This is a genomic window from Parahaemophilus parainfluenzae, from assembly GCF_001055095.1.
In the GTDB taxonomy this organism is placed as follows: Bacteria; Pseudomonadota; Gammaproteobacteria; order Enterobacterales; family Pasteurellaceae; genus Haemophilus_D; species Haemophilus_D parainfluenzae_Z.
In genome coordinates this window covers 50,175-62,820 of record NZ_JVHG01000011.1, presented here as the reverse complement: position 1 = coordinate 62,820, position 12,646 = coordinate 50,175, and the positions used below count along the sequence as shown (strand labels likewise).

Annotated in this window: 15 protein-coding genes and 6 tRNA genes; 1 reads left to right on the top strand and 20 read right to left on the bottom strand. The window is 40.4% G+C overall.

From position 1 onward, the window contains the following. The first annotated feature begins 1 nt into the window (after nucleotide 1). Nucleotides 2–1,012, top strand: coding sequence for a galactose/methyl galactoside ABC transporter permease MglC (mglC, locus tag ADA56_RS03305; RefSeq protein WP_005696656.1), 1,011 nt, complete (start codon nucleotides 2–4; stop codon nucleotides 1,010–1,012). Between the two features lie 114 nt (nucleotides 1,013–1,126). On the opposite strand, the gene iscX is transcribed toward mglC, so the two are convergent. The 20 genes from iscX to tolR all read right to left on the bottom strand — a co-directional run bounded on the left by iscX (nucleotide 1,127) and on the right by tolR (nucleotide 12,606). Next, complete coding sequence (gene iscX, locus ADA56_RS03300) at nucleotides 1,127–1,321, bottom strand: Fe-S cluster assembly protein IscX (RefSeq protein ID WP_014064926.1); 195 nt, start codon at nucleotides 1,319–1,321, stop codon at nucleotides 1,127–1,129. Next, nucleotides 1,321–1,662, bottom strand: coding sequence for an ISC system 2Fe-2S type ferredoxin (gene fdx, locus ADA56_RS03295; protein ID WP_049364506.1), 342 nt, complete (start codon nucleotides 1,660–1,662; stop codon nucleotides 1,321–1,323). The genes iscX and fdx overlap by 1 nt, the downstream gene beginning before the upstream one ends. 44 nt (nucleotides 1,663–1,706) lie before the next feature. Beyond that, nucleotides 1,707–3,563 (bottom strand): Fe-S protein assembly chaperone HscA, encoded by a 1,857-nt coding sequence (gene hscA / locus ADA56_RS03290; RefSeq protein ID WP_049369207.1) that lies wholly within the window; start codon nucleotides 3,561–3,563, stop codon nucleotides 1,707–1,709. 40 nt (nucleotides 3,564–3,603) lie between these two features. After that, nucleotides 3,604–4,290, bottom strand: a complete 687-nt coding sequence (locus ADA56_RS03285; RefSeq protein ID WP_049369206.1) for a DUF2625 domain-containing protein — start codon at nucleotides 4,288–4,290, stop codon at nucleotides 3,604–3,606. 74 nt (nucleotides 4,291–4,364) lie between these two features. Then, the gene (gene hscB / locus ADA56_RS03280) at nucleotides 4,365–4,886 is read right to left on the bottom strand and encodes a Fe-S protein assembly co-chaperone HscB (protein WP_049369204.1); all 522 of its coding nucleotides are present in this window, start codon (nucleotides 4,884–4,886) and stop codon (nucleotides 4,365–4,367) included. A gap of 9 nt (nucleotides 4,887–4,895) precedes the next feature. After that, complete coding sequence (gene iscA / locus ADA56_RS03275; RefSeq protein ID WP_049369202.1) at nucleotides 4,896–5,219, bottom strand: iron-sulfur cluster assembly protein IscA; 324 nt, start codon at nucleotides 5,217–5,219, stop codon at nucleotides 4,896–4,898. Between the two features lie 50 nt (nucleotides 5,220–5,269). Continuing rightward, complete coding sequence (gene iscU / locus ADA56_RS03270; RefSeq protein WP_005696665.1) at nucleotides 5,270–5,653, bottom strand: Fe-S cluster assembly scaffold IscU; 384 nt, start codon at nucleotides 5,651–5,653, stop codon at nucleotides 5,270–5,272. A gap of 54 nt (nucleotides 5,654–5,707) precedes the next feature. Continuing rightward, nucleotides 5,708–6,922 carry an IscS subfamily cysteine desulfurase gene (locus tag ADA56_RS03265; protein ID WP_049369200.1) on the bottom strand — a complete coding sequence of 405 codons (1,215 nt, stop codon included), beginning with the start codon at nucleotides 6,920–6,922 and terminating at the stop codon, nucleotides 5,708–5,710. Between the two features lie 63 nt (nucleotides 6,923–6,985). Next, nucleotides 6,986–7,441, bottom strand: coding sequence for a Fe-S cluster assembly transcriptional regulator IscR (iscR, locus tag ADA56_RS03260; protein ID WP_049369199.1), 456 nt, complete (start codon nucleotides 7,439–7,441; stop codon nucleotides 6,986–6,988). 59 nt (nucleotides 7,442–7,500) lie between these two features. Then, entirely contained in the window at nucleotides 7,501–8,220 is a 720-nt protein-coding gene (gene trmJ / locus ADA56_RS03255; protein WP_152671321.1) for a tRNA (cytosine(32)/uridine(32)-2'-O)-methyltransferase TrmJ, read from the bottom strand. 122 nt (nucleotides 8,221–8,342) lie between these two features. Next, a tRNA-Lys gene (locus ADA56_RS03250) sits at nucleotides 8,343–8,418 on the bottom strand. A 30-nt stretch (nucleotides 8,419–8,448) separates the two neighbouring features. After that, nucleotides 8,449–8,524 (bottom strand) — tRNA-Lys (locus tag ADA56_RS03245). A 25-nt stretch (nucleotides 8,525–8,549) separates the two neighbouring features. Next, nucleotides 8,550–8,625 (bottom strand) — tRNA-Lys (locus tag ADA56_RS03240). 25 nt (nucleotides 8,626–8,650) lie between these two features. Further along, nucleotides 8,651–8,726, bottom strand: a tRNA-Lys gene (locus tag ADA56_RS03235). Between the two features lie 25 nt (nucleotides 8,727–8,751). Beyond that, nucleotides 8,752–8,827 (bottom strand) — tRNA-Lys (locus ADA56_RS03230). A gap of 25 nt (nucleotides 8,828–8,852) precedes the next feature. Beyond that, a tRNA-Lys gene (locus ADA56_RS03225) sits at nucleotides 8,853–8,928 on the bottom strand. Between the two features lie 175 nt (nucleotides 8,929–9,103). After that, nucleotides 9,104–9,571 (bottom strand): peptidoglycan-associated lipoprotein Pal, encoded by a 468-nt coding sequence (pal, locus tag ADA56_RS03220; RefSeq protein WP_005696669.1) that lies wholly within the window; start codon nucleotides 9,569–9,571, stop codon nucleotides 9,104–9,106. Between the two features lie 24 nt (nucleotides 9,572–9,595). After that, nucleotides 9,596–10,879: a Tol-Pal system beta propeller repeat protein TolB gene (gene tolB / locus ADA56_RS03215; RefSeq protein ID WP_049369198.1), complete on the bottom strand. Its 1,284-nt coding sequence runs from the start codon at nucleotides 10,877–10,879 to the stop codon at nucleotides 9,596–9,598. A 41-nt stretch (nucleotides 10,880–10,920) separates the two neighbouring features. Continuing rightward, nucleotides 10,921–12,168, bottom strand: a complete 1,248-nt coding sequence (gene tolA / locus ADA56_RS03210; protein ID WP_049369197.1) for a cell envelope integrity protein TolA — start codon at nucleotides 12,166–12,168, stop codon at nucleotides 10,921–10,923. Between the two features lie 18 nt (nucleotides 12,169–12,186). Further along, entirely contained in the window at nucleotides 12,187–12,606 is a 420-nt protein-coding gene (gene tolR, locus ADA56_RS03205) for a colicin uptake protein TolR (protein WP_032803822.1), read from the bottom strand. Nucleotides 12,607–12,646: the final 40 nt, after the last annotated feature.

Here is a 12,646-nt window from a genome sequence, read left to right as displayed (position 1 = left end):
TATGAGTGCCTTACAAAAAAATAAATCATTCGATTTCTTAAAACAAAATGCGATTTATTTTGTGTTGTTGATTTTACTTGGCATCATCATCGCACAAGATCCAACATTCTTGAATGTTCGCAACTTTAGTAACATTTTAACTCAATCATCCGTCCGTCTCATTATCGCCCTTGGTGTTGCTGGCTTGCTTATCACTCAAGGTACCGACTTATCAGCCGGTCGCCAAGTAGGTTTAGCAGCGGTTATTTCTGCTACCCTCTTACAATCAATGGAAAACATGAATCGTGTGTTCCCTGATTTAGGTGAAATTCCTATTCCGGTAGTTATCCTGACTGTTTGTGCGGTAGGTGCTGTAATCGGCTTAGTGAATGGTTTAGTTATCGCTTATCTCAATGTAACCCCGTTCATTGCAACAATGGGTACCATGATCATCGTTTACGGTTTTAACTCACTTTATTATGATGGCGTAGGTGGCTCACCAATTGCAGGCTTCAGCGAATCTTTCTCTAACTTCGCACAAGGTTTCTTCAGACTTGGTTCGTTCAAATTATCCTACATCACTATTTATGCGGCAATTTGTGCATTCTTAGTTTGGGTAATGTGGAATAAAACACGCTTCGGTAAAAATATCTTTGCTATCGGTGGTAACCCTGAAGCTGCAAAAGTATCTGGCGTAAACGTAGCGCGTAACCTTGTTGTGATTTACATGATTGCAGGTATGTTCTATGCATTCGGTGGTATGTTAGAAGCAGGCCGTATCGGTAGTGCTACCAACAACCTCGGTTTCATGTATGAATTAGATGCGATTGCTGCCTGCGTAGTAGGTGGTGTGTCTTTCGCTGGTGGTGTGGGTACTGTTATCGGCGTAATCACGGGTGTTATCATCTTCACTGTTATTAACTACGGTTTAACTTACATCGGTGTAAATCCTTACTGGCAATATATCATTAAAGGTAGCATTATCATCCTTGCGGTTGCTATTGACTCCTTAAAATACGCGAAGAAAAAATAATTAAAAACAATGATAAAAATAACCGCACTTTAGCAATAAAGTGCGGTTTTATTTTGGAATGAATTATCTAAACAAAAAAGCGAGCCTCTCAGCTCGCTTGATTAATCTCATCAATTACTCGTATTCATCTAACCATTTCAACAAAATCGCTTCGAGAATACTCTCGTTAGATTTCATTGGATCATCATCAAAATCGTCTAGTTCACAAATCCACTTATGCAAATCTGTGAAACGTACTGTTTTAGGATCTAGATCTGGATTACGATCATACAGCTCTTCTGCGATAAGTTGTGCATCAGTCCATTTCATTAGTGAGCCGCCTCATTCGCATGGTTAATATTATATTTAGGGATTTCTACCACTAAATCTTCATCACCCACGATACATTGGCAAGAAAGACGGCTATCCATTTCTAAGCCCCAGGCCTTATCCAACATATCTTCTTCTTGATCGCTTGCTTCATTTAATGAATCAAACCCTTCACGAATAACTACATGGCATGTTGTACAAGCACAAGAACCATCACAAGCGTGATGGATTTCAACGCCTGCATTATGTGCTACTTCCAATAAGTTATCACCAGCTGCTGCATCAACCACCATACCCTCTGGGCAGAATTCTTCATTCGGTAAAAAAATCACTTTTGGCATATTACTTTCCTCAATATAAAAACTCGTTAATTTATAACCGCACTTTATTGCTCAATATCTGATACAGATTTACCTGTCAGCGCTTGATGAATGGATTTATTCATGCGTCTTGCCGCAAATTCTTGAGTTGCCACATCAAGAGCTTTAATTCCCTGCGCAATGGCATGACGATCTGTACCTTCTTTTACATCCATTAATTGTTTCAAGGCATTTTCAATTTGGTGGAATTCGGCTTCGGTTAATAATTCCGCCCCATCTTGCTGTAATGCCACAATCACGCTTTCAATCACACGGTCTGCCTCAACGCGCTGCTCAGCTAATTCACGGGCTTGCATATCATCTTGCGCATTATCAAAAGAAGCTTTAATCATTGCCGTTACTTCTTCATCCGTTAAGCCATAAGAAGGCTTAATTTGAATTGAGGCTTGGACTTTAGTGGATTTCTCCATCGCGGTCACACTTAATAAGCCATCGGCATCCACTTGATAAGTCACACGAATATGTGCGGCACCTGCTACCATTGGTGGAATACCACGCAATGTAAAACGACCTAAAGAACGGCAATCATCCACTAACTCACGTTCTCCTTGTACCACATGTACTGTCATCGCAGTTTGACCATCTTTAAAGGTGGTAAATTCTTGTGCGCGAGCCACTGGAATCGTGGTGTTACGAGGAATGATTTTCTCCACTAAACCGCCCATGGTTTCAATACCTAAAGAAAGTGGCACAACATCGAGTAACAACATATCGCTGTCATTTTTGTTGCCGACTAAAATATCTGCTTGAATTGCTGCACCTAAGGCAACTACTTTATCTGGGTCGATAGAGGTCAATGGTGTTTTACCGAAGAATTCACCCACTTGTTCACGAACATAAGGGACGCGAGTTGAGCCTCCAACCATAACCACTTCTTGCACGTCTTCGGCTTCAACATGCGCATCTTTCAATGCGCGACGACAGGTTAATAAAGAACGTTTAACCAATGAATGAATTAATTCATTGAATTGCTCACGACTTAACTCACCTTCAAATCCCCGCCAAGAAATGACCGCACTTTGTGCACTTGTTAAGGCAATTTTAGTTTGTGTGGCTAAACTTAAAAGCTCACGTTGCTCATTTACATTTTGTGATTGAATACCGGCTTGCTCAACAATCCAATCGGCAATTAAATGGTCAAAATCATCACCACCTAAAGCAGTATCCCCACCGGTAGCTAACACTTCAAATACGCCTTTAGATAAGCGTAAAATTGAGATATCAAAGGTACCGCCACCTAAGTCATAGACAGCAATGACGCCTTCTTTTCCGCTATCTAAGCCATACGCCACTGCGGCAGCAGTCGGTTCATTTAATAAACGTAATACATTTAACCCTGCAAGGCGTGCTGCATCTTTCGTACTTTGGCGCTGAGCATCATCAAAATAAGCAGGTACGGTAATCACCACACCAGAAAGCTCACCTGCAAGGCGTTGTTCAGCGATATGATTTAAACGAGATAAAATATCTGCAGAGACTTCAATCGGGCTTTTTTTGCCTTGATGCGTCACCAATAATGGCAAGCCATTTTCACTTGCCACAAACTCATAGGGCAAGTTTGTGTAACGAGATTGTACATCGGTAAGACTACGACCAATCAGACGTTTAACCGAAATAATCGTATTCTTAGGATCAATTGCAGCTTTTGCAAATGCTTCAGTACCCACAAGTTTTTCATTTTCACCATAATACACGACTGAAGGCACAAGGCTTCTGTCTTGCTCATCATTCAAAATGGTGGCTTGACCGCTACGCACAGCGGCAACTAAAGAGTTTGTTGTACCTAAATCAATCCCTACCGCAAGACGATGTTGATGGGGGGCTGCCGTTTGTCCTGGCTCTGCAATTTGGAGTAATGCCATATCTCTTTTTATCTCTAATAATTAATTCGTTAAAGGCTCATTATGCAACTGAATAAGCTTGAGCAAATTTATCTTGTTCGGTGAAACTTGCGTTGTAATGGGTTTCAATATTGACTTCTCGTCGCTCACGCTGATTAATGTCAATCGTCTTATCTTCCGAAAGCTCTGGTGTAAAAACAATCATGTGGTTGCCATCAAGTTGTTTCACATCCTCTTGCCAATTTTGCCAAAACAGATTTTGGTAAAATGCTTCAATGTCACCATTTAATGCCCAAGCTAAGAAATCCGTATAGGTAAAATTTAAATCATGCCAAGTTAAGTCTTTTGGTGAAAAATAATAAATCTTGCCAAGATTAGAACCTAAAGAACCACCATTTAAAGCAAAATACCCCCCAATGACATCATCTGCGACCAACAAATATTTGGGTTTATCGCCAGATTGATTAAAGGATTTGCTGAAATTCCAGTCCATTAATCCACGTGGTAATTTAAAACTGCCTGAACCTAATATACGCAACCAACCATGATGGATTAAAATGCCACCAGTTTCATAAATGACCGCCCCCATTGGAGAAGAAGTGGGCATTTGCATGGTGAAAAGCTCACGTTCTGCACTAGATTGATCTTTTTTAATCACATCACAATGATTACGAGCATGCTCAATCCACTGGGAAATGGTTCCCCAAGCAGATTTTGAGGCATCAGTCAGTTGTTCTAAAGTTTGCATAATCGAGTTTCATTAGTATGAGGGCAATTACCCATTTATCAATAGCGAAAAGGGCGTATTAAACGCCCTCAAGATTATAATTCAAATAGACGTTCTTCTACTTGGCTAATTTCATCCGCCAATTTTTTTAGAAAACGTAATTTATCACAGAGCTGTGCAGCAGTTGACCATTGTTGCTTATTTAGTTGTTCTTCAAGTGCGGTCAACATTTCTTTTGTTTCTTTTTTAACGCGTTTCGCAAAGGATTCTAACGCATTTTCATCCTGGCTTTGCTCAATGTTTTCGAGTTCTTCTCGCCATTCTAATTGCTGCATTAGGAATGTCATATCTTGTGTGCTCTTTTGCTCTAAATCCTGTGCTTTTCCCGTATTTAACGCAATAATTGCTTCAGCACGTAGAATCGGGTCTTTCAAGGTTTTTAATGCATCATTAACTTCTGTCGACTTTTGCATTGCGATACGTTGTTCTTGCGCATCTGCCGTAACAAAATTATCAGGGTGCAAGCTCTTTTGAAGCACTAAATAGCGTTCAGACAAAAGGGCTTGATCAACATTAAAAGCAACGGGCAAATCAAAAATAGCAAAAGGATTTGTCATTTCTATTCCTTAAACGTGGAAACTCTCACCACAACCACAAGATTCTTTCACGTTCGGGTTGTTATATTTAAAGCCTTCATTCAAGCCTTCTTTAACGTAATCTAGCTCAATGCCATTTAAATAAACCAAGCTTTTTGGATCGACTATGACTTTCACGCCATGCTGCTCAAAAACAAGATCGTCATCATTGAGCACATCCACGAATTCAAGCACATAGCCTAAACCCGAACAACCTGATGTTTTCACACCTAAGCGTAAACCAATGCCTTTTCCACGGTTTGCAAGAAAAGTACGAACTCGTTCTGCTGCTTTTTCAGTGAGTGTTATAGACATATTCTGATCCTTAAATTGATAAAGTGCGGTCATTTTCAACCGCACTTTGATTACTTACCTTGTTTATTTTTATAGTCAGCGATAGCGGCTTTAATTGCGTCTTCTGCTAAAATCGAGCAGTGAACTTTTACCGGTGGTAATTCAAGTTCTTCCGCAATTTGACTGTTTTTAATTGCGCCTGCTTCATCTAACGATTTACCTTTTACCCATTCCGTAATTAAAGAACTTGATGCAATCGCAGAGCCACAACCATAGGTTTTAAATTTCGCATCTTCAATAATGCCGCTATCATTTACTTTGATTTGTAACTGCATAACGTCACCACAAGCCGGTGCGCCAACCATACCTGTTCCAACTGAATTATCTTTTTTATCCATCGAACCTACGTTGCGTGGATTTTCATAATGATCGATAACTTTTTCGCTGTACGCCATATTATGTTCCTTTCCTAAATAAGTTGCTATCAGGCAGCCTAGCCGCCTTTAAAATTAGTGGGCTGACCACTCAATAGTATTTAAATCAATGCCTTCTTTGAACATATCCCAAAGTGGCGATAATTCACGAAGTTTTGCGACTGCATTACGTGTTAAATTAATGGTGTAATCAATTTCTTCTTCCGTTGTCCAACGACCAAGTGTGAAACGAATTGAGCTATGTGCTAATTCATCATTACGACCTAATGCACGTAGTACATAAGATGGCTCTAAACTCGCAGAAGTACAAGCAGAACCAGAAGAAACTGCCACATCACGTAATGCCATCATTAAGGATTCACCTTCAACATAGTTAAAGCTGATGTTTAAGTTATTTGCTACGCGGTGTTCCATTGAACCATTTACATAGGTTTCTTCAATTTCTTTCAAGCCATTATATAAGCGATCGCGTAAAGCTCTGATACGAGGAATCTCTGTCGCCATTTCTTCTTTTGCAATACGATAAGCTTCACCCATACCAACAATTTGGTGTACAGGTAATGTACCAGAACGCATGCCACGTTCGTGACCACCACCATGGATAATTGCTTCTAAACGAACGCGAGGTTTACGGCAAACATATAGTGCCCCGATACCTTTTGGTCCGTACAATTTGTGGCTAGACATTGACATTAAATCAACCGGTAGTTCAGCGAGGTTAATTTCTACTTTACCAACACTTTGTGTCGCATCTACGTGGAAAATCGTTTTATTTGCACGGCAAAGCTCACCAATTGCTTTAATATCCTGGATCACGCCAATCTCATTATTCACGTGCATAATCGACACAAGAATCGTATCTGGACGCAATGCCGCTTTGAATTTCTCAAGATCGATTAAACCATCTTCTTCAGGATCTAAATAAGTGACTTCAAAGCCTTCACGTTCTAACTGACGACAAGTATCCAATACAGCTTTGTGCTCTGTTTTACAAGTAATAATGTGTTTACCTTTTGTTTGATAAAAGTGTGCGGCACCTTTAATTGCAAGGTTATCTGCTTCTGTTGCACCTGAAGTGAACACAATTTCACGAGAATCTGCGCCAATCAAATCCGCAATTTGATTACGTGCAATATCAACTGCTTCTTCAGCTTGCCAGCCAAATTTATGTGAACGAGATGCTGGATTACCGAATACACCATCAATGGTTAAATATTCCATCATTTTTTTAGCTACACGTTCATCCACTGGACATGTTGCTGCATAATCTAAATAAATTGGTAATTTCATTTTCACTCCTAAATAACTACTAAAAATGCTATCAATTTGACCGCACTTTAATCTACTTTCCCATTATTGGTTGACTACAATTAAGTCATCAAAATCTTTGTGAGCTTTATGCTTCCCAGCTTTTTTCTCTACAAGCTCAGCTAAGGTGATCTCATCTAAAAAATCAGAAATGCGATCACTTAAATCTTGCCATAAAGTATGAGTTAAACACTCTACTCCGCCTTTGCAATTTCCTTTACCAAGGCATCTTGTCACATTAATGTTCTCATTTACGGCTGAAATTACCATACCGATAGAAATTTGATCAGTTGGTAACGCTAAACGATAGCCACCACCTGGGCCGCGAACGCTTTTTACTAATCCACTACGACGCAATTTTGCAAATAATTGCTCAAGATAAGAAAGTGAAATATTTTGACGTTCTGAGATATCCGCTAAACAAACTGGATTTGTTCCTGCGTGTAGTGCAATATCTAAAATTGCGGTAACCGCATATCGTCCTTTAGATGTTAGTTTCATAAAGCATCCCTATAAATCGCCATCTAGGTAGTTTACCTATCTGACTATGATAGTCAATTTTACTCTTTTTGCAGATTAAGGCGTTTTTCAACCGCACTTAACATTCCTCGCAAAATATTTAATTCATTTTTTTCTAGAGAAGAACGGTTATAAAGTCGTCTTAACTTTTGTATAACCCCTTGATTTTGAATAAAACCAAGAGACTGATACACCTGTTCCGTATGAGCAAAAAAATATTCCATTTCTTGTGCTGTTGGATAGATATTTTCTATTGTTGAAAGTGTACTTTCCGTTTTATCTTTTGCTAAAAATGCCATTCGCATTTCATAACTTACCAACTGAACTGCCATCGCTAAATTTAGCGAAGAATATTCAGGATTAGCAGGGATATTTAAATGATAATGACATTTAAGTAATTCTTCATTTGTGAGTCCAACACGCTCACGACCGAATACGATCGCCACTTGACCTTGATGTGTACAGGCTTTCTCCGCACATTCTCTTGGCTCAATCAGTGTACTTTGTAAATGGCGTAATCTCGCACTGGTTCCAATTACTAATGAGCAATCTTCTATTGCTTGTTCAAAAGTATCAACAATATGGGCATTACGCACAACATCATCGGCGCCTGCTGCTAATGCAATAGATTGCTCATCTACCGATTTTGGTGAGACCAAATAAAGATTGGATAATCCCATTGTTTTCATCGCACGCGCCGCTGAACCGATGTTCCCGCTATGTGATGTTTCAACCAAAACAATTCGAATATTTTGTAACATTTTATGCCCGACTTAAATTTGTGGATATTCTACCATAATAACCGCCAAATATAGTCAAGAATTTTGAAAATATTTTAATTTTTTGTAAATTTATTAACAAATAGGAGGAATAAAATGTTGACTGGTGGGCTGTGAGAGGCTCGAACTCTCGACCGACGGATTAAGAGTCCGCTGCTCTACCAACTGAGCTAACAACCCAACCGGTTAAATAATGATCTGTAAAATAGATGGTGGGTCGTGAAGGATTCGAACCTTCGACCAACGGATTAAAAGTCCGCTGCTCTACCGACTGAGCTAACGACCCATTTGGGAATTCTTCGAAATAAAAGTGGTGGGTCGTGAAGGATTCGAACCTTCGACCAACGGATTAAAAGTCCGCTGCTCTACCGACTGAGCTAACGACCCATTTGGGAATTCTTCGAAATAAAAGTGGTGGGTCGTGAAGGATTCGAACCTTCGACCAACGGATTAAAAGTCCGCTGCTCTACCGACTGAGCTAACGACCCATTTGGGAATTCTTCGAAATAAAAGTGGTGGGTCGTGAAGGATTCGAACCTTCGACCAACGGATTAAAAGTCCGCTGCTCTACCGACTGAGCTAACGACCCATTTGGGAATTCTTCGAAATAAAAGTGGTGGGTCGTGAAGGATTCGAACCTTCGACCAACGGATTAAAAGTCCGCTGCTCTACCGACTGAGCTAACGACCCACATCATTTCGTAACAGGTGCGTATATTACCGATTTTATTTTCTGACGCAAGAAAAATCTGAAGAAATTGTGTTAATTGCGTGAATACTCGTCAATTTCTGACAATATCTTCGCACAAATAAAAAGGAGAGTATTTCTACTCTCCCTTTTTCTAAGAATCAAAATTCTCTAAAAATTAGTATGCTAACACTGCACGACGGTTTTTAGAGTATGCTGCTTCATCGTGACCTAACACTGCAGGTTTTTCTTCACCGTAAGAAACAGTTGATACTTTACCAGCGTCAACACCTTTACCAGCTAAGAAACCTTTAACTGCGTCAGCACGACGTTGACCTAAAGCGATGTTGTACTCTGGAGTACCGCGTTCGTCAGTGTTACCTTCAACAACAACTTTAGAAGCTGGAGTTGCATTTAAGTATGCAGCGTGCGCATCTAAGATTTGAACGTATTCACCTTCGATATTGAATTTATCGAAACCGAAGTAAACGGTGTTGTAACGTTGTTGAAGATCTTCAACAGAGTAACCACCGAAAGTTTGACCGTTGTTAGCACCGTTGCCTGCTGCATCGTTGTTTGATGAGCTACATGCTGCTAATGCAGCTACTGAACCAGCAACTAATAATGATTTAACAAATTTGTTCATTAGATTTCTCCTCAATGAGTTTTTTTATTTAGTCAAGTATGGAGACCAAGCTGGAAATTTCACTTGGCCATTACTTCCTGGAAGACTCGCTTTAAAGCGACCATCTGCAGAAACTAATTGTAACACCTTTCCTAGCCCTTGTGTAGAGCTGTAAATAATCATGATACCATTAGGAGAAATACTTGGGCTTTCACCTAAGAAAGATGTACTTAATACTTCAGAACTACCACTGGTGAGATCTTGTTTCACCACGTTGTTATTACCGTTGATCATCACGAGTGTTTTACCATCACTACTGATTTGCGCACTACCGCGACCACCAACTGGTGATGCACCACCACCACTTGCGCTCATGCGATAAACTTGAGGCGAACCGCCTCTATCTGAAGTAAAGAGAATTGAGCTACCATCTGGAGACCATGATGGTTCTGTATTATTACCCGCACCGCGAGTTAATTGAGTTGGTGTACCACCATTTGAGCCCATTACATAGATGTTTAATAAACCATCTTGTGAAGAAGCAAATGCGAGTTTAGAACCGTCCGGAGAGAATGCTGGCGCACCGTTATGTCCTGGGAAAGAAGCAACCACTTTACGAGAACCTGAACCTAAGTCTTGTACAACAAGTTGTGATTTTTTGTTCTCAAAAGATACATACGCTAAACGTTTACCATCTGGAGACCAAGCTGGAGACATAATTGGTTGTGAGCTACGATTTACGATAAATTGGTTGTAACCATCATAATCTGCTACACGAACTTCATAAGGTTGTGAACCACCATTTTTCTGCACTACATAAGCAATGCGAGTTCTGAATGCACCACGAATACCGGTTAATTTTTCAAATACTTCATCACTCACAGTATGCGCACCGTAACGTAACCATTTATTTGTTACTGTATAGCTATTTTGTGCAAGTACCGCACCTGGTGTACCTGATGCGCCTACAGTATCAACCAATTGGTAAGAAATGTTATAACCGCTACCAGTTGATGTCACTTGACCTACCACAACAGCATCAATACCTAAAGCAGTCCAAGCTTCTGGTTTCACTTCTGCTGCAGTCGTTGGTTGTTGTGGCATTTGGCTTACTGGAATTGGGTTAAATTTACCACTATTACGTAAGTCATCCGCAACAATTTGACCAATATTTTCAGGTGCAGAACCTGCGAAAGGAACAACTGCGATAGGACGAGCGCCATCAACACCTTCATCAATCACAATTCGAACTTCATCTTCTGCTATTGCTGTGCTTGCAAATGCAAACATCACCACAAATAGCCCCATAACACGTTTGATCAATTTCATTTAATCACCTTATTTTAACGTTGTTACTTTCCTAAAACCGATTATCGAGCATTGATATCAAAATCGATAGTCGGCGCTTTATATTTCTCATAAATAGCATCAGATGGTGCTGCTGGAACTTTTTTCGTTCTCGCTACCGCACTTAATGCTGCAGTACAAATATCATCAGGTCCAGAAACGCGTTGATAGCCTAAAATAGTACCATCTCGACCGAGTTGGATTTTAATGCTACAAACTTTACCGGCAAAGCTTGGGTCTTTTAAGAAACGGCGTTGAATTTCTCGTTTAATGACACCCGCATATTGGTCACCAACTTTACCACCATCTCCAGCACCAAGTCCTGCACCACTACCTTGTGTACCACCTTTATTTGCATTACCACCTTTAGATGCACTACCACCACCGACATCACCGCCGTTCATGAAGTCATCTAAAGCCGCTTGATCTGCTTTACGTTTTGCTGCGTCAGCTTTTGCTTTCGCATCAGCCTTCGCTTTTGCTTCTGCATCCGCTTTAGCCTTTGCTTCAGCCTTCGCTTTTGCCTCTGCATCTGCTTTCGCTTTTGCATCAGCCTCAGCTTTTGCTTTAGCCTTAGCATCTGCTTCAGCTTTGGCTTTAGCATCTGCTTCTGCCTTGGCCTTCGCTTTTGCTTCAGCATCGGCTTTCGCTTTTGCCTCAGCCTTCGCTTTAGCATCTGCCTCAGCTTTTTCTTTCGCTTTTTGAGCTTCGGCTTGTGCTTTAGCTTTTGCCTCTTCCTCAGCCTGTTTAGCGGCTGCCGCTAAACGTTTCGCTTCTGCATCAGCTTTTAACTTCGCTGCTTCAGCTGCTTGTTTAGCTTTCGCTTCTTCAGCTTGTTTCTGTTTTTCTAACGCCTCTTGACGAGCAAGTTCTTGTAGCTGTTTTTGCTTTTCAATTTCTTGCTGCTTTTGTTTTTCAAGTTCTTTTTGACGTTGAATTTCCTGCTGACGCTTAATCTCTTCTTGTTTCGCAATTTCTTGCTGATTTGGTTCAGGTTCAGGCTCTGGTTTTTTCTCTTCGACTACAGGTTCTGGTTTTTTCTGTTTATCAGTTTGACCTTTTTTCTGTTGTTGAATACGTCCCCATTCCTGCGCTGCGCTGCTGGTATCGACCATCACAGCTCCCATGGCATCACCTTCACCTTCTCCACCACCCATTATTTCAACGGTTTGATAAAGAGAGCTCCAAATCAACAAACCAAACAATGCAAGGTGCATCGCAATAGAGATGACAAACTCATTTGCACGTTTTTTTCGTCGATTATTCTGCACGGTTTTACCTACTTATTCTTAAATTGGGTTGGTCATTAAACCCACAGACTTAATGCCGGCAAGATGTAGTAAATTCAGTGCTTTAATCACTTCTTCATAAGGTACATCTTTTGCTCCGCCCACTAAGAACATTGTGTTATTGTCTTTATCAAATTCTTGTTTTGATAATTGGGTTACCATTTCTTCGTTAAGGCCTTCTTGGCGTTGACCACCAATAGAAATTGAATACTGCCCTACACCCGCTACTTCTAAGATAACCGGTGTTTTATCTTCATTTGATACATTTTGACTTTGCACCGAATCAGGGAGTTCCACTTGAACGCTCTGACTGATAATCGGCGCGGTTGCCATAAAAATTAACACTAAAACTAAAAGAACATCGAGAAATGGCACGATGTTAATTTCAGATTTAATGTCTTTACGCTGACGACGAGCCATAATTTCCTCTAAAACTTCGCTAAAATCCACCGCACTTTTC

Excerpts from the sequence above, each read along its gene's own strand:
- mglC (WP_005696656.1), top strand. The coding sequence starts at position 2 with ATGAGTGCCTTACAAAAAAATAAATCATTCGATTTCTTAAAACAAAAT.
- iscX (WP_014064926.1), bottom strand. The coding sequence starts at position 1,321 with ATGAAATGGACTGATGCACAACTTATCGCAGAAGAGCTGTATGATCGT.
- fdx (WP_049364506.1), bottom strand. The coding sequence starts at position 1,662 with ATGCCAAAAGTGATTTTTTTACCGAATGAAGAATTCTGCCCAGAGGGT.
- hscA (WP_049369207.1), bottom strand. The coding sequence starts at position 3,563 with ATGGCATTACTCCAAATTGCAGAGCCAGGACAAACGGCAGCCCCCCAT.
- ADA56_RS03285 (WP_049369206.1), bottom strand. The coding sequence starts at position 4,290 with ATGCAAACTTTAGAACAACTGACTGATGCCTCAAAATCTGCTTGGGGA.
- hscB (WP_049369204.1), bottom strand. The coding sequence starts at position 4,886 with ATGACAAATCCTTTTGCTATTTTTGATTTGCCCGTTGCTTTTAATGTT.
- iscA (WP_049369202.1), bottom strand. The coding sequence starts at position 5,219 with ATGTCTATAACACTCACTGAAAAAGCAGCAGAACGAGTTCGTACTTTT.
- iscU (WP_005696665.1), bottom strand. The coding sequence starts at position 5,653 with ATGGCGTACAGCGAAAAAGTTATCGATCATTATGAAAATCCACGCAAC.
- ADA56_RS03265 (WP_049369200.1), bottom strand. The coding sequence starts at position 6,922 with ATGAAATTACCAATTTATTTAGATTATGCAGCAACATGTCCAGTGGAT.
- iscR (WP_049369199.1), bottom strand. The coding sequence starts at position 7,441 with ATGAAACTAACATCTAAAGGACGATATGCGGTTACCGCAATTTTAGAT.
- trmJ (WP_152671321.1), bottom strand. The coding sequence starts at position 8,220 with ATGTTACAAAATATTCGAATTGTTTTGGTTGAAACATCACATAGCGGG.
- pal (WP_005696669.1), bottom strand. The coding sequence starts at position 9,571 with ATGAACAAATTTGTTAAATCATTATTAGTTGCTGGTTCAGTAGCTGCA.
- tolB (WP_049369198.1), bottom strand. The coding sequence starts at position 10,879 with ATGAAATTGATCAAACGTGTTATGGGGCTATTTGTGGTGATGTTTGCA.
- tolR (WP_032803822.1), bottom strand. The coding sequence starts at position 12,606 with ATGGCTCGTCGTCAGCGTAAAGACATTAAATCTGAAATTAACATCGTG.